The following is a 14,525-nucleotide window of genomic DNA, read 5'->3' on the forward strand; positions in this document are numbered from 1 at the left end:
TTTAATTTTTTTGGTACAATGTGCTCCCTTTTTTCATGAAGTCTTAGTTACACAATACCGGGTTTAATAAATTTAACCGAATGTATAATTTCTCCGAGGAGAGATTATTTCATTCTTAATTGTACTTTGATGTTTGCTTCGTCAGCTTTGTCAACTAATCCTGCGTGCGTCAAATTACGTTTTTGCTTTTTCGTCTTCTTTGTTAAGATGTGACTTTTAAAAGCGTGTTTTCTTTTGATTTTACCTGTTCCAGTTACTTTGAATCTCTTCTTAGCACTAGATTTTGTTTTCATTTTTGGCATCTTCTCTTTTCTTTAAAGTTACCTCTCTCTTTATCTTCGTATGGGAAACTTCCCTGTACTACTTTTTCTTCGGGTTAAGCATAATTGTCATACGCTTACCTTCTAATTTTGGCATTTGCTCTAACACACCGTAATCAGCTAATTCCTGAGCGAATTTCAATAATAAAATTTCACCTCTGTCTTTAAATACGATAGTTCTACCTCTAAAGAATACGAAAGCTTTTACTTTACTTCCTTCTTCTAAGAATTTCTTAGCATGAGCCAACTTGAAGTTGAAATCGTGATCATCTGTATTGGGACCAAAACGGATTTCTTTGATAACAACTTTAGACTGCTTCGCTTTAAGCTCTTTTTGTTTCTTCTTTTGGTTGTACAAGAATTTCTTGTAATCCAAAATTTTAGCTACTGGCGGATCAGCCTTAGGAGAAATCTCAACCAAATCAAGACCTTCTTCTTCTGCAAGTTTAATAGCATCACGTGTTGCAATAACTTGAGGTTCTACACCTTCTCCTACTAATCTTACTTTAGGCACGCGAATTCTATCATTAATTCTGTGCGGATCTTCTTGTCTTCTGGGTTGAAACTTTTTTCTAGGTCCTTTTCTCATTTACTCTTTTTATGATTCACTACTTAAAATAACAATTATTTGTCAGTAGTCAATTCTTCGTCTATTAATTTATTTACTATTTCTACAAATGCGTCTAATGTAACCGATCCTAAATCACCTGTTCCACGTTGACGTACCGCTAGGGTATTGTTCTCCGCTTCTTGCTCTCCAACGATTAACATAAAAGGTATTTTAGATAGCTCAGCTTCTCTAATTTTTTTACCAATCTTCTCATTTCGAGCGTCTACGAAACCGCGAATATCGTAATTATTTAGTAAACCAGAAACTTTTTCTGCATAGTCATTATATTTTTCACTGATAGGAAGTATAGCGAATTGTTCTGTTGTTAACCACAATGGGAAATCTCCAGCACAGTGCTCTAACAATACAGCAACGAATCTTTCCATAGATCCAAATGGTGCTCTGTGTATCATTACAGGTCTGTGTTTTTGGTTATCGCTACCTGTGTATTCCAATTCGAAACGCTCTGGTAAGTTGTAGTCTACCTGAATAGTTCCTAACTGCCATTCTCTTCCTAACGCATCTTGTACCATGAAGTCTAACTTCGGTCCGTAAAAGGCTGCCTCTCCGTATTCTACTACAGTTGGTAATCCTTTTTCTTCCGCAGCTTCCATAATCGCACTTTCTGCTTTTACCCAGTTGGCATCTTCACCAATGTACTTCTCTGGTTTTTCAGGATCACGTAAAGAAATTTGGGCTTTAAAATTCTCAAATTTCAAGGTCTTGAAGATGTACAATACTAAATCGATAACCTTCTTAAACTCGTCTTTTACTTGATCTTGTGTACAGAAAATGTGGGCGTCATCTTGCGTAAATCCTCTTACACGTGTCAACCCATGTAACTCTCCTGATTGCTCGTAACGATAAACTGTACCGAATTCTGCAAACCTTACAGGTAAATCTCTGTACGACCTTGGTCTTGACTTAAAAATCTCACAGTGGTGCGGACAGTTCATTGGTTTCAACAAGAATTCTTCATCCTCGTCTGGCGTGTTAATCGGTTGGAAAGAATCCTTTCCGTATTTCGCGTAGTGACCAGAACAAACGTACAATTCCTTACTTCCAATGTGTGGAGTAATTACTTGATCGTAACCACCTTTACGCTGTGCTTTCTTTAAGAAGTTTTCCAAACGCTCACGCAATGCAGCTCCCTTCGGTAACCATAAAGGTAATCCTTGACCTACACGTTGAGAGAAAGTAAATAAGTCTAATTCCTTACCTAATTTTCTGTGATCACGTTTTTTCGCTTCTTCCAAACGCTCTAAGTATTCGGTTAACTCTTTCGCTTTCGGGAAAGTGATACCGTAAATACGCGTCAACTGCTTGTTGTTTTCATCTCCTCTCCAGTAAGCTCCAGCAATAGAAGTCAACTTCACTGCTTTGATGAATCCAGAGTTAGGGATGTGTGGTCCTCTACATAAATCTGTAAAGTTTCCTTGTGTATAGAAAGTGATGTTTCCATCGTCCAATCCTTCAATTAATTCTAATTTGTACGGATCTTCTTTTTCTGTAAAGTACTTAATTGCATCTTCTTTAGAAATCTCTTGACGAACGAACTCTAACTTTTCTTTCGCCAAATCTTTCACCTTCTTTTCTACCTTTTCTAAGTCTTTTTCAGTGATGGTATATTCACCGAAATCTACGTCGTAGTAAAATCCATTTTCAATTGGGGGACCAATCGCTAATTTGATTCCTGGGTAGAAAAACTCTAATGCTTCAGCCATGATGTGTGCAGAAGAGTGCCACATGGTTGATTTACCTTCCGTATCATTCCAGGTTAAAAGTTGAAGATCTACATCTTCATTAATCGGACGAAATGCATCTTGCACCTCTCCATTTACTTTTGCGGCAAGAACATTTCTTGCTAATCCTTCAGAAATACTTTTGGCAACATCTAATGCAGTGCTTCCTTTGTCGTATTCTCTTACCGAACCGTCGGGTAGAGTTACTTTTATCATCATCTAGTTTTGCTAAAAATTTAAGACTACAAAAATAAAAAGAATATTGCTAGTACAGAAGCTAAAAGCCAGATTATACAAAGTTTCTTGGCATGAGATTTATCAATGTGATTTTCTAAGATTATTTGTGAAGTAAAGGAGAAAGTTGTAACTTCTTGCACAACCTAATTTAAATCAGCCTTATGTCACCTAAACTCAAAGTTCCGAGTCTTGCATTTCATCTATTGCTATGCCTTGTTTTATCCTATGTTTTAGCTGCAGGAATTAGTTTTGAAGTTGATACTTACTTTTGCTTATTATCTTGTTTTTCAGTTCTTTTGATGGTTTTGAATTTCATCTTGAAACGTCGTGCTTTCCTTAAGGTGAAACTCAAGTCCGTTGTACTCTATTTCTTGTTTCTCACTTTCTGTATGTTACGCTACGAGGTGTATGTGGAAGGTCAAAACTACTTACTTCTTTCTTTACAAAATACAGATGAGGCCGTCGTGGTGGAAGCAGAATTTATTCAGGGCAAAGTCAGTGAGGGGAATTATTCTCCCTTGCTTTTTGAGGTGAATACTGTTTTTTTAGCTGAAAGTAAGTTTCAAACCAAAGAAAAATTGTTGGTTGTTTACTTCCAAGATTCAACGCAGCCCTTGCTTCAAATAGGAGAGGTGCTTTGTTTTCGGGCTAATTTGTCGCCCATTTCTAATAGTACGAATCCAGGCGCTTTCGACGCTCTTTCTTTTTGGGAAAACAAAGGGGTGAGAACCAGGGTGTTTTTACGATCAGACCAAAGTTTGAAGGTGGGAAAGAACCATAGATGGCAGCAGGTATTTTCTACTTGGAGGGAAAAGTTAGCCGTGAAGTTCGAAGGTGTTTTGGCATCCAAAGAGGCTGGAATTGCCAAGGCTTTGGTTTTGGGTGATAAGTCTGATCTAAACACCGATGTAAAAGATGATTTTACTGCAGCTGGAGCAATGCATGTATTGGCCGTTTCGGGTTTGCATGTTGGGATACTACTTTTTTGCTTGCAATTTTTCTTTCAAAAGATTCCCTTTTTAAGGAAGAAGAATCTGTATTTCATCGTAGCTCTTGTCGTCTTGTGGGGCTACGCTTTTTTAACCGGTGCTTCTCCCTCAGTCATTCGAGCCACAACGATGTTTACCTTTTTGGTACTGGGTAAATTAAGAGGGAAAGGAATGTTTAGCATGGAGGTCTTGATAAGCACGGCCTTTTTAATGTTGCTTCTTTCTCCCGCTTATTTAAAGGATATAGGTTTTCAATTGTCTTTTTCAGCCATGTTTTCAATTGCTCTATTTTTCGAAGGGATAAAAAATCTTTTGCATTTCAAACAGGGGTGGCTCCATAAAATATGGGAGGGAACGGCACTTTGTTTTGCGGCGCAATTGGGTACCTTACCCTTGAGCTTATATTATTTTCATCAATTACCCAATTACTTTTTAATTACCAATTTGGTGCTTTTACTCATGGCCTTTGCAGCTATGTTTTCCGGACTACTTTTTTTGGTGACTTCTGTACTTCCTTTTGTCTCGGATTTAACGGCGTTTTTGTTGAAAATTAGTTTTAATTCTTTATCAAGTGCAATGGAGGAAATTGCAAGTTGGCCCTATGCGCTGACTCAAGGCATTCAAATCGGGTTGGGGAGTATGTTTGTGTTGTACGCACTTTTACTTTTTATCCAATTTCAAGTACAGTTAAGGCGGCTAAAATTGATATTAATTGCGGGGGTAGTTTTTTTTCTTACTGCAGGTTGGATAGTGAAGGAAAGAGAGGCGAGTTTAAGGGAGGTTCATTTATTTGTTCTAGAAGCAAAGGGGCCGGCTTTACTTTTTTCCTTGCAGGGAAACCATCATGTGGTTTACGAAAGCTCGAACCCTTCTTTGCGAAAGGAACTGGCGTTTGTTTTGAAAAACTACCAACAAAAAAATGGGGGAGAAATTAGTTTTCATCCCTTGGAAGATGAGCGAATTAGTATAGGAGAATTACAAGTGGAAGTCCGTCAAGATTCACTTTACTTAAATTACCATTCGCTAGAACACCATCTGGCACTTAAGGATAAACAAGATAGTTGTTTAGAAATCCGTTTGCCTTAAATAAACATCGTAGCGATATTCATGGAATTGAGGTTGTTGGTCATCTGAAAATTCTATAACACAGTAATAAGCAACTGTTTGGCCGTCTGCCGTTTCTTCTATTTCAAAATTGATAATGTTGAATTTTCTATCCAATTGATCACTTAAATCTTTCTCAACTAATTTTTTTACACTTAAAGACCTAATTCTTTTTGCTTTGCGCATAAGACTCAAGGTGTGGTCTAAAAAAGCGTTGCGTTCTTCTGTACTAAACAAACTTTCATAGTGCGTTTTGTAGAGACGATAAAATTCAATTTCTTCTTGTGAGGGATAATAGTAGCTGGTGATAACAAAGGGCATGTTGAAAAAATAGATTTTATAGGTATAAAACAGTTCTTTGTTGATTAAGTTAGAATCTAAAGGGGTGAGGAAGTTGACATTAATTTGGTTTTCGAGGTTAACCATTACTTCATGAATTTCAACTGTCGAATCTTTTTTTACTGCGTAAACATGTTCTTGTTCGTAGATGATGTTACTTTTTTCTGCTTCAAGTTCTAGTCGTTTAACTGCAATGGCTTGATCTAATTCTTCGAGTTGATGATAATTCTTCCCTTTGTTTTTTAATAATTCTGTTTTAAGTCTGTACATAGAATCTAAAGGGAAGAAACTTTCTGGTTTAGTTACGATGAGTTTTCCATAAGCGATGCTTTCGTAACGGTTACTATCTTCTCCTAAGGTCGATTTTATATAGCGTTCAATGGCTAGTTCTCGGGTTTTTTCTTGACTCTGAAGACTTTTACCAACGTTCTTAGTTGAGGCACACGCCGGTAAAATTAAAAGCACAAGGTATAGCGGTAAAACATGAAAAAAGTATAAATGGTTTGTTTTCGAGCGCATTGCTTATGATATTTGCGGTTCTTAATTATGAAGTGCGGTTACATTCTTACAACTATTGTGCTATTTTTTACAATGATAGCAGATTTTGGATTATCTCAAAGAACTTATCAGGTAAATAAATTGTCATCTGCCTTAGAATTAGATGGTTATTTAAATGAAGATTTTTGGGGCTCAGCACAATGTGCCTCAGATTTTATTGTAAACTACCCTCGTTTTGGAGATACATCCTCATTTTTGTCCAAATGCTACATGGTATACGCAGAGGATGCCATTTACATTGGCGGTGAATTTCACGATCCTGAACCGGATAGTATTAGTTATTCTCTTTCGCAACGAGATGATGTTGGTAATGCCGACTGGATGGCGGTTTCTATAGATACCTATGGTAATAAACAGCGCGCTTTCTACTTTTTTGTTACTGCTGCTGGAGTTGAAATAGACGGACTGATGGTGGATAATAACCTAGACTTGTCGTGGAACGCAGTATGGAAAAGTAAGGTGCAAAAACAGGATTATGGCTATAGTGTTGAAATAAAAATTCCTTATTCCGCCATACGTTTTCCGAACAAAGAAATACAGCATTGGAAGGTGAATTTCAAACGTTCTGTACGTAGAAAAAGAGAAGAGTCTTATTGGTCGCCAGTAGACCCAAGAAAGTATGGAGAGATACAGCAAGCGGGTAAGGTAGAGGGAATAAAAGGAATTCAACCACCTTTGCGTTTGTCCTTTACGCCTTACTTAACGGGCTATTATGAAAAGAATTCAGAGCAAGGTGAGGGTAATTACCGTTTAAATGGAGGATTGGACCTGAAGTATGGAATTACAGAAGCCTTTACTTTAGATATGACCTTGATTCCTGATTTTGGTCAGGCCCGAAGTGATAATTTGGTTTTAAACCTTTCTCCCTTTGAAGTTCAGTTTGATGAGAACAGAGCTTTTTTTACAGAGGGTACAGATCTTTTTGGAATTGGTGATGTATTCTATTCGCGTAGGGTTGGAGGAACTCCATATAAGGCACAAGGTGTTTCCTCAGCTTTAAAAGGAAATGAAATTTTAACTGCCAACCCTCAAAAAGCGAACTTATTGAATGCTTCCAAAATTTCTGGAAGAACTAAAAACAATCTGGGGGTAGGTGTATTTAACGCCATTGAAGGTAGAAGTTTTGCTACAGTAAGGGATACAGTGACTGGTTTGGAACGCCAAGTTGAGACGAATCCTTACACGAATTATAACATCGTTTCACTGTCTAAACCTTTGAAGAATAACTCTTACGTTAATTTTTTAAACTCCAATGTACAGCGTGCAGGTGAGGCTAGAAACGCTAATGTTACCGTTGCTCAAAGTAATATTTTTTCGAAAGATGGCGATTACGCTGTTTTTACAGGACTTCGATTGAGTAATCTTCAAGAACAATCGTCGAGTACTATTGGTCATACGGCATTTATAGACCTAAGTAGAGTGCAAGGAGAGCACAACTTTGGGTTTAATTACAATGAAATTAGTGATGATTTTAACCCGAATGATTTGGGGTATTTAGCGAGGAATAACTTTAGAGAATATGGTTTGTTCTACAAGTACTTTGATTTCAAACCGAAAAGAAATTTCTTGCGTAGATGGAGCGGGATAAATATGGCATATACAGAATTGTATGCGCCAGCGTTGTTCGAAACCTTACGCTTTAGTGCCTTTCACAGGAAAACCTATAAGAACTTCCTTACGGTGGGCTGTGATGTAAATGTTTATCCTTTGGGAAGTTTGGATCATTTTGAGGCGCGTTCTCCAGGTAACCCTGTACAGAAAAATGCAAAGTACGATGCTAGCTTCTTTTACAGTAGTGATTATTCCAAACCCTTTGCCTTGGATGTTTCTGGGTATTTTGAAGATTACGTGGGTTGGGATCAGAGAAGTGCTTCTTTGGGAGTGAGTCCAAGGGTGCGTGTTTCTGATAAATGGTTTTTAGTCTTAGATGCTAATATTGACTATTTGGTCAATGACTTTGGGTATGTACGTCCCATTGATTATGAAAGTGATGAAATCATTTTAGGAGAAAGAAACCGAAACATCATTACCAATACCTTTACTTCTGAATTCATTTTCACCAACAGAATGGGTATAGATATACGCGTGCGTCACAATTGGCAAAATGTAGACTATCATCGTTTTGACGCTTTGGGGAAGGATGGGAATAGAGTAGCATCTGCCTATACAGGAAGGGATAGTGAGGGACAAGAGATGCACGACATCAACTTCAATGCTTTTTCTATAGACTTGAATTATAGATGGGTGTTTTTACCTGGAAGTGAATTGAGGTTGGTTTATAAGAACAACATTTTAACGCAACAAGCAGATTTAGCTCCTAGTTATTTCAACAGTGTGGGTAATTTGTTCGAGTACGCGCAAACCAATTCTTTCTCGTTTAGGTTGTTGGTCTTTATAGATGCCTTGTATTTCAAAGAAGGGCAGGACGTGCTTTAAACATTCATCCCACCCTCTTTAGTTTTAGTTGTTTTTACGCCAAATACTTCCGTTTTTAGTACGGTGTTCAACAAGTTTTCCTTGTTTGGTTAATGTGATGAGTTCTTCCTCTGCACGTTTTCTGTCTTGGTCAGAAAGCTCTGCATATTCTCTAGCTGTTAAACTTTCGAATGTATTGAAGAGGTTTTCCCAATCTTTTTGGTACGCATGTATGTGTAATGCTGGAAATTTTTCTTCCAATAAACTTTCGTATTTCTCAAAAGCTTGTGTTCCATAAATGAGGTTTTTGTTTCCTGTGGCATCTATTAGGTAAATGCTCGGGAATCCTCTTACTCCGTAGGTGCGTGCTAGGGCTAAATCTTGTTTGAAAGCTTCTTTTGCAGCGTTGTGTAAATCACTTTTAAATTGCTCAGTATTTAAACCTACTTGTTTGGCAGCCTCTACTAAATTTTCTTCTTTAGCAATGTTAATTTTGTGAAGGAAAACCATTTCTCTAATGGTTCTCATGTACAACTGTGCTTTCTTTTTATCTTGGATTTCAGCCGCTTTAAAAGCAATAGAAGGCGGGTAAGATGAGTGTAAAGGATCTTCTAACCAAAGATCTCCATCTATGGGCATGTCGTAATAGACACTTACCTCGTCCCAATGATGAGCAACGTCAGAAGGTTTACTTATACCTCCACTGTTGTACGACCAATCAGGTAATAAACCACCCATTCTGTATTCAATATCTAATTGGTCTCCATAGCTTAATTTTAGTTTTCTCAATTGCGGTTCTATACCCCAACAAGAGGAACAAATAGGATCGGTAAAGTAGATAAGTTTAACCTTTTCACTGCTTAAACTTTGGTCAATTAAACTGTCGATAGCTCCTTCGTGCAGGGGCATTTCACATGCGCCAGAGTCTGGGTCGCATAAAAGGGCGTTCTTTTCTGTTGTTTTCATATTTTCTAAACTTTGTGTTTTACAACTCAGGGTAAGTAAGCTTACCATAAGCGTAAATGGGATGAAGAGTAATTTGTACATCATCATTTCTGTTTTTTGTTCGAACACTTCAAAAATACGAGCTGCTTTTTACTTTTGTAGGGTCACTTTCCTCAAGGAAACTACTTCCCTTTAGGAAAGCACCAGAATCCCTTTTATTTTTGAGAAGTAGAAAAGATAAGTATGAAAAAGGATCCTATCGTAAATGCCACGCCCATTTGTCAGCACAGAATACAAGCCATTAAAGATGCTATGGATGTGCTTTCTGGAAAATGGAAATTTCATATTCTCGGAACTTTGATCGAAGGAAACCGTCTTGGGTTTATGGAGCTAATGCGTGAAGTGGAGGGAATAGGTACTAAAATGTTATCGAAAGAATTGCAAGATTTGGAAATGAATCAACTCATTACCCGAGAAGTGATGGATACCAAACCGATTACAGTTGAATACAGTATTTCAGAAAAGGGGAAGTCTTTAAAACCAATTATAGATGAAATCGCCAAATGGGGAGCAGCGTATAGACAAGCGATAATTGACTAGTCTTTTTTTAATGCGTAATGCCCACCATTAGGGTGAGGTCCTGAACAATCGCAAATTTCAAATGCATTAGAGCTGACCCAAATAAAGTTTTCTTTGTTTGCCATGTGCCATTGTTTAAGAGCAGTGACAAAATGAACTCTATTTTCATAACTGTGGTTTAGGTGTTTCCAGAAAACCGAGTAAGCTTCCGTAGAGCTAAATTCTATCCCCGCTAAGGTCAGTGTAGGTATATGATGTATGATTTCTTGAAAGGCGAGTAAAGCAATATCGCCGACCCTAAATTGCATTGCTGCATAATTGTTTGGAGCATAGCTTAGCGTAGAATCCATAATTTTATCCAGCAGTAAAGGTATCACACTGTCTTTACCCTGAATAATTTCCCAAAAGAATACATCTCCACAGGAGCTGCATAGTTCACATTCTTCCAATACATTGGTAGACCTACAAGAACTTGCTACGTTGGTGGTAAATTGTAAACTGTCTATTTTTCTTTCATATACATTTTGCGCCAAAGAGATCTGGGTTCCCAATAATATAGAAAGCGTTAGAACATATTTGAGTACAATTGTAGACATGATGAATTACTATTTCTTTACCCGTACTACCCAAGTTTTGGAAAGTAAATCGTGCAATGGTTTTTGATAGGGTGTGAAAATGGTAATGAATTGAAAAGGAATGTTTCTAATAACCGTACGGATAAGAACTTGACCAAAAGAAGCTTTCTTAAATTCGTTGTTTACTACTCGACATTTGTTTAAAAATTTACCCGGCGTAAGTCCGAGAATGCTTTCAAAGAGAATGTAATAGCTAAAATGTACCGTCCAATAAAGACTAATAAAAATGAAGTTATTTTCTCCGGGTATGTAGAAGAATTTAAAATAGATCAGAAGGTGTATGATAAGGATAAGTAGGTAGTCAGCAACTAAATCTCTAACCCTGTCCCAAAATGAACTAATTCCATCTAATTTTAATTTTGAGCTTATTTCTATATCTAGTAATTCTTCCATTGGTGTGATTTATTCGGCGTCAATAAGCTGTAATTTTATTCCTTCGGTCATGGTTGTGGTAGATGTTTTTTCTTTGACTGTTGTTCTTCTTGAAGTTTGGATAGACAAGGGCAGACCTAGGTCGTAATCTATCGTGAAAGCATTATTGTCAGTTATCTGAAAATCTATATCATTAAGTTCTAATTTTTCTGATTCGCTGAAATTGGTATTAAGTTTCTCAATGAATTCTTTGATAAATCTATTTACATCTTCTGGGTTGACGGTCATGTTATGAGAGAGTACACAGCTCATATTCTCTGCATCAACTTCTGAAATTGATATTTCGGCATCTCCTCTTAATGGGCTGCCGCCGAAAGGATTTGGTAAAAGATCTTCATAACTTACTTTTCCATTAGTATCAAATTCATATCCAAATGGAAAGTGGAAATATGTTAGCTCTTTAAAGGCTAAAGACATAATATTTTCTTCTGTGAATATTTCATCTATTACAGTCTTGAGGTCATTTAGTTTATGAACCGATGTTTGGGGATATTCAGTAGAAAGAAGAGAAAAAATAGTTTCCATATTTTCTTTCATCGTTTTGAGTACATCACCCGCATTACGCATTTGTTTTACAAGACCCGTTTCGTCTGTCTCATAAATAATGTTTTGTGTAAGTAAATGCTTAAAGTCTTGAAGCATTTCTTTTTTTAACCCGTTAATATAGATTGGGTCTTGAGTATAACTTATGGTGTAACTAGTATCTGTTTCTTCAAGAATTTCAAAAGTCACCGTGTATACCAAAGAATCTTCAACGGTGCGTGAACTTTTTGTTTCTTTAATTTTGGTTTTTATCAATTCGTAACTGTAAACTTCACCTTCTGTCCAGTAGGCAATAAAGGGGATGGATGAAGGTGTTTCCTCTTGAGCAAATGCAGTTATGTTCAAACAAAACAGAAAAAGTAGGAGTAAGTTAGTTTTCATGATTTTCATTTAATGAATAAGAAGTTGTGTTTGGGGAAGTTGATTTAAAGAAGGGCATTATTTTCTCAAAATTTTCTCCATTTTTCTGCCCTTTGCAATTTCATCCACAAGCTTGTCTAGGTAGCGCACTTTTTGCGTCAGTTCATTTTCTAGTTCTTCAATTCTGTAGCCACAAATTACACCTGTGATGAGGTGAGCATTTTCATGAAGTTTGGCTTGTTCGAAAAACTCTACGAAAGTTAAGTTCTCGTCTATAACACGTTGAATTTCTGTATCATCAAAACCTGTTAGCCACGTAATCACCTCGTGTAATTCTTCTTTGGTTCTGCCTTTGCGCTCTACTTTATTTACGTAGTGTGGATAAACCGAAGCAAAGGTCATCTTCGCAATTTTAGCGTTGTGCTCTGGTGTTGCTTTCATCTCAAATCTTTGTTGCTTCAAAAATAAAAGGAAAAAGTTAAGCGCAAAAAAAAGAGACTGCCTTTAAACAGTCTCTACTTATTATCGATTGATGTTCTTTTTACTTTTTTGGACGTTAAATCCTACAGATGCACCTATCATACCTCCATTTCTACTGGAAGAATAGAAAAGGTTTACAGGGATGTTTAGCGCCCCTGCAGTAAAGGTTCTACCAAAACCAAATACCCAAGTAGTTCCAAGTTGCACCCTACCTCTAGAATCATATTGATCGGTGAAGTAGTAGTCCTCGCCGCTAGCTTCTGCAGGTGTAGGAGGATAGAAGTACCCCCATTGATCAATGTAATTGGTATCTGTAGAATAGTTTTGTTGTGCGTAATTATACCAATCATTATCGGAATAATAATAGTCGGCACCTTTACCGAAGCTATTTTGGCTATCGAAAAATCCTTGATTTATTTTTCTGAGGTTAAAACTCGGACCAAAGGCAAATTCCCAACCCGCTTTACCAAATCTGAATCCATTAAGCAGGGTAAAAGAGGGGATGAATATACCTTGTTCTAAACCGGAGAAATTAAAGATACCTTCTAATAAGGCCGAGAAGTTTTCTGTACCAACGTATTGTTTTTCGAACTGGTAACCTATCATACTTACGCCAGGAAAGATGTCTAATCCTCCTTGGTTCACCGGACGACGGGCATATTGATACATGTCACCCACTAAAAAGGCATAACCTAAACGAGGTCCCGAATTATTAATTCTACCCACATTGTTAGAGGTGATTAATTCGTTTTTAAATTCTAATCGGGTAATGAGTTCCTTGGAGACGGGTAATTGATGCATTTCCTTTAGCATTACCTCCACCATACGCTGTATTTCCATTTCTTGGTTGTCGAACTCTCTTACCATGGCCATGTGTAGTTCTCCTCGTTTTACATCTATCCATTTCAAGGAGATGGCAATTTTGTTCCCCAATCCATCGAAACTTCCAGAAATGATGTAATCAACATTGAGCTTGCGCCCCATGCGGGTTAAACAATTTATACCAAAACAATTGGTTTTGAATTCGCTGGAATCTTGTATGACTTCTGCCATGTCAAATTCATCGTAGACATTGTATTTGTCTAGTTTGATCAGTTCTAGTTGTATAAATTTTGCAGCAATTTCTTGCGGTATATCTAGCTCCTGAACGTGTGGTTTAGCTACTGCAAAACTTGGTTTAGTTGAGTTTTCTTGGGCATTTGCAAAACATGCAAATAACAGCCCTGTTACAAGTAGTAGTCGTTTCATAACGTGTAGTTTTAGTTACAGTAAGGTACGACCTTTTGTACTAAGGATGCAATTTTATCTCATTTGTGCTTGTTGATAATTGTCATTGCAATTGATGCTTAGAAAGCTTAGTTAAAAGAGGTGTAAAAAGAATTGTGTTTAGTTTTGTTTTTACGGGTCAGGATGAATTTCTATTTCTATGTTGTCTAGATGGACAAATTGTGCATCCAAAAATCTTTTTATTTCCTTTTGGTCTTCGTCACTCAGATTTAAGTTTCGTTTGGAGTGCTCCGTTCCATTAATAATGAAATGGTCTTGGGTAATCCATATTTTTTCTGGATTAAAATATTGTTCGTTGTTTACTAGGAGTAGTGTTCCAAATTTACCTTTATAGCAGGAAAGTGTATGTGTGGGAAGTTTAAGTATAATTCTTATGCTTCCTAGTAGAGAGAAAAGTCCTAAGAAGTAAAGTAAAAGATCCGTCCTCCAGTATTCTTGAAAGCAATAGAATGTGGCAAGACCAACAATCAGATAGATAAACAAACCTATGTTTTTGAGTGAAGGCTTTTCCTGTACATCCAAAGGTAGGATATGGTCAATTTTACCTGTTTTAATTCGATGGAGGAATACATATTCGAGGATAAATGGAAGTGATGCAAAAGAGAGTACGAAGTAAAAAAATGTCGAGTTAGTCTCAATCCCCATGATGAAAATAAGAGGAAGTAAACCGACAAACTTCAGTATGGATAAGAGGTCTTTTTTGTAGTAGTTATTCACGTTCTCGCGGTCTTATTTAATTTGTTTTGAGAGGAAGGAGGTTGGTGATTATGAGTAAATCAAAAACTAAAGTTTTGAATATTATCATAACGAGATAATAATAGTTGCGGTTTTTTTTAAAAGGCTCAAGTAGGAGGATGTCATGGATGTAATTTACAATTAAATAAGTAAATACCACCAAGTATCTAGAAGTTAGGAGCTATTGAGTGGTTTTGCTGTTTATGAATAAATGA

At 36.9% G+C, this 14,525-nt stretch carries 14 protein-coding genes; 3 read left to right on the plus strand and 11 right to left on the minus strand.

All coding sequences use genetic code 11. The features are described from left to right. Positions 1 to 104: 104 nt before the first annotated feature. The 3 genes from rpmI to thrS are packed head-to-tail and all read right to left on the minus strand — an operon-like array spanning position 105 to position 2,888. Positions 105 to 302: a 50S ribosomal protein L35 gene (gene rpmI / locus BM327_RS09305; protein ID WP_090248719.1), complete on the minus strand. Its 198-nt coding sequence runs from the start codon at positions 300 to 302 to the stop codon at positions 105 to 107. A 58-nt stretch (positions 303 to 360) separates the two neighbouring features. Then, the gene (gene infC / locus BM327_RS09310; RefSeq protein ID WP_090248721.1) at positions 361 to 909 is read right to left on the minus strand and encodes a translation initiation factor IF-3; all 549 of its coding nucleotides are present in this window, start codon (positions 907 to 909) and stop codon (positions 361 to 363) included. 35 nt (positions 910 to 944) lie between these two features. Next, positions 945 to 2,888, minus strand: coding sequence for a threonine--tRNA ligase (gene thrS, locus BM327_RS09315; protein WP_090248930.1), 1,944 nt, complete (start codon positions 2,886 to 2,888; stop codon positions 945 to 947). 182 nt (positions 2,889 to 3,070) lie between these two features. Between thrS and BM327_RS09320 the strand changes: the two genes are divergently transcribed. Next, complete coding sequence (locus BM327_RS09320; RefSeq protein WP_090248723.1) at positions 3,071 to 4,984, plus strand: ComEC/Rec2 family competence protein; 1,914 nt, start codon at positions 3,071 to 3,073, stop codon at positions 4,982 to 4,984. Here the strand turns inward: BM327_RS09320 and BM327_RS09325 are convergent. After that, positions 4,964 to 5,860, minus strand: a complete 897-nt coding sequence (locus BM327_RS09325; protein WP_139230319.1) for a hypothetical protein — start codon at positions 5,858 to 5,860, stop codon at positions 4,964 to 4,966. The two genes, BM327_RS09320 and BM327_RS09325, sit on opposite strands and share 21 nt — an antisense overlap. Positions 5,861 to 5,932: 72 nt before the next feature. On the opposite strand from BM327_RS09325, the gene BM327_RS09330 reads away from it, so the two are divergent. After that, on the plus strand, positions 5,933 to 8,335 hold the full coding sequence (locus tag BM327_RS09330) for a DUF5916 domain-containing protein (protein WP_090248729.1): 2,403 nt from the start codon (positions 5,933 to 5,935) through the stop codon (positions 8,333 to 8,335). 24 nt (positions 8,336 to 8,359) lie between these two features. Here BM327_RS09330 and BM327_RS09335 read toward each other — a convergent pair whose 3' ends face one another. Next, a complete protein-coding gene (locus BM327_RS09335; protein ID WP_090248932.1) occupies positions 8,360 to 9,280 on the minus strand; it encodes a DsbA family protein in 921 nt (306 codons plus the stop codon). Positions 9,281 to 9,502: 222 nt separating this feature from the next. Between BM327_RS09335 and BM327_RS09340 the strand changes: the two genes are divergently transcribed. Next, a complete protein-coding gene (locus BM327_RS09340; RefSeq protein WP_090248731.1) occupies positions 9,503 to 9,859 on the plus strand; it encodes a winged helix-turn-helix transcriptional regulator in 357 nt (118 codons plus the stop codon). Here BM327_RS09340 and BM327_RS09345 read toward each other — a convergent pair. The 6 genes from BM327_RS09345 to BM327_RS09370 form a co-directional block, all read right to left on the minus strand. Further along, on the minus strand, positions 9,856 to 10,434 hold the full coding sequence (locus BM327_RS09345) for a hypothetical protein (protein WP_090248733.1): 579 nt from the start codon (positions 10,432 to 10,434) through the stop codon (positions 9,856 to 9,858). The two genes, BM327_RS09340 and BM327_RS09345, sit on opposite strands and share 4 nt — an antisense overlap. 9 nt (positions 10,435 to 10,443) lie before the next feature. Next, on the minus strand, positions 10,444 to 10,866 hold the full coding sequence (locus BM327_RS09350) for an RDD family protein (RefSeq protein ID WP_090248735.1): 423 nt from the start codon (positions 10,864 to 10,866) through the stop codon (positions 10,444 to 10,446). Positions 10,867 to 10,875: 9 nt separating this feature from the next. Then, a complete protein-coding gene (locus BM327_RS09355; RefSeq protein ID WP_139230320.1) occupies positions 10,876 to 11,829 on the minus strand; it encodes a hypothetical protein in 954 nt (317 codons plus the stop codon). Between the two features lie 57 nt (positions 11,830 to 11,886). Then, the gene (locus BM327_RS09360; protein WP_090248739.1) at positions 11,887 to 12,249 is read right to left on the minus strand and encodes a DUF2200 domain-containing protein; all 363 of its coding nucleotides are present in this window, start codon (positions 12,247 to 12,249) and stop codon (positions 11,887 to 11,889) included. An 81-nt stretch (positions 12,250 to 12,330) separates the two neighbouring features. Next, positions 12,331 to 13,536: a hypothetical protein gene (locus BM327_RS09365; protein WP_090248741.1), complete on the minus strand. Its 1,206-nt coding sequence runs from the start codon at positions 13,534 to 13,536 to the stop codon at positions 12,331 to 12,333. A gap of 150 nt (positions 13,537 to 13,686) precedes the next feature. After that, positions 13,687 to 14,292: a hypothetical protein gene (locus tag BM327_RS09370; RefSeq protein WP_139230321.1), complete on the minus strand. Its 606-nt coding sequence runs from the start codon at positions 14,290 to 14,292 to the stop codon at positions 13,687 to 13,689. Positions 14,293 to 14,525 lie beyond the last annotated feature (233 nt).

The sequence above is a fragment of the Lishizhenia tianjinensis genome, assembly GCF_900116425.1.
GTDB lineage: Bacteria > Bacteroidota > Bacteroidia > Flavobacteriales_D > Crocinitomicaceae > Lishizhenia > Lishizhenia tianjinensis.

What these genes read in the sequence shown, in the direction of transcription:
- BM327_RS09355 (WP_139230320.1), bottom strand. Translation starts at nt 11,829, where the DNA reads ATGAAAACTAACTTACTCCTACTTTTTCTGTTTTGTTTGAACATAACT.
- rpmI (WP_090248719.1), bottom strand. Translation starts at nt 302, where the DNA reads ATGCCAAAAATGAAAACAAAATCTAGTGCTAAGAAGAGATTCAAAGTA.
- BM327_RS09340 (WP_090248731.1), top strand. Translation starts at nt 9,503, where the DNA reads ATGAAAAAGGATCCTATCGTAAATGCCACGCCCATTTGTCAGCACAGA.
- BM327_RS09350 (WP_090248735.1), bottom strand. Translation starts at nt 10,866, where the DNA reads ATGGAAGAATTACTAGATATAGAAATAAGCTCAAAATTAAAATTAGAT.
- BM327_RS09330 (WP_090248729.1), top strand. Translation starts at nt 5,933, where the DNA reads ATGATAGCAGATTTTGGATTATCTCAAAGAACTTATCAGGTAAATAAA.
- infC (WP_090248721.1), bottom strand. Translation starts at nt 909, where the DNA reads ATGAGAAAAGGACCTAGAAAAAAGTTTCAACCCAGAAGACAAGAAGAT.
- BM327_RS09365 (WP_090248741.1), bottom strand. Translation starts at nt 13,536, where the DNA reads ATGAAACGACTACTACTTGTAACAGGGCTGTTATTTGCATGTTTTGCA.
- BM327_RS09335 (WP_090248932.1), bottom strand. Translation starts at nt 9,280, where the DNA reads ATGAAAACAACAGAAAAGAACGCCCTTTTATGCGACCCAGACTCTGGC.
- BM327_RS09325 (WP_139230319.1), bottom strand. Translation starts at nt 5,860, where the DNA reads ATGCGCTCGAAAACAAACCATTTATACTTTTTTCATGTTTTACCGCTA.
- BM327_RS09345 (WP_090248733.1), bottom strand. Translation starts at nt 10,434, where the DNA reads ATGTCTACAATTGTACTCAAATATGTTCTAACGCTTTCTATATTATTG.
- thrS (WP_090248930.1), bottom strand. Translation starts at nt 2,888, where the DNA reads ATGATAAAAGTAACTCTACCCGACGGTTCGGTAAGAGAATACGACAAA.
- BM327_RS09360 (WP_090248739.1), bottom strand. Translation starts at nt 12,249, where the DNA reads ATGAAAGCAACACCAGAGCACAACGCTAAAATTGCGAAGATGACCTTT.
- BM327_RS09320 (WP_090248723.1), top strand. Translation starts at nt 3,071, where the DNA reads ATGTCACCTAAACTCAAAGTTCCGAGTCTTGCATTTCATCTATTGCTA.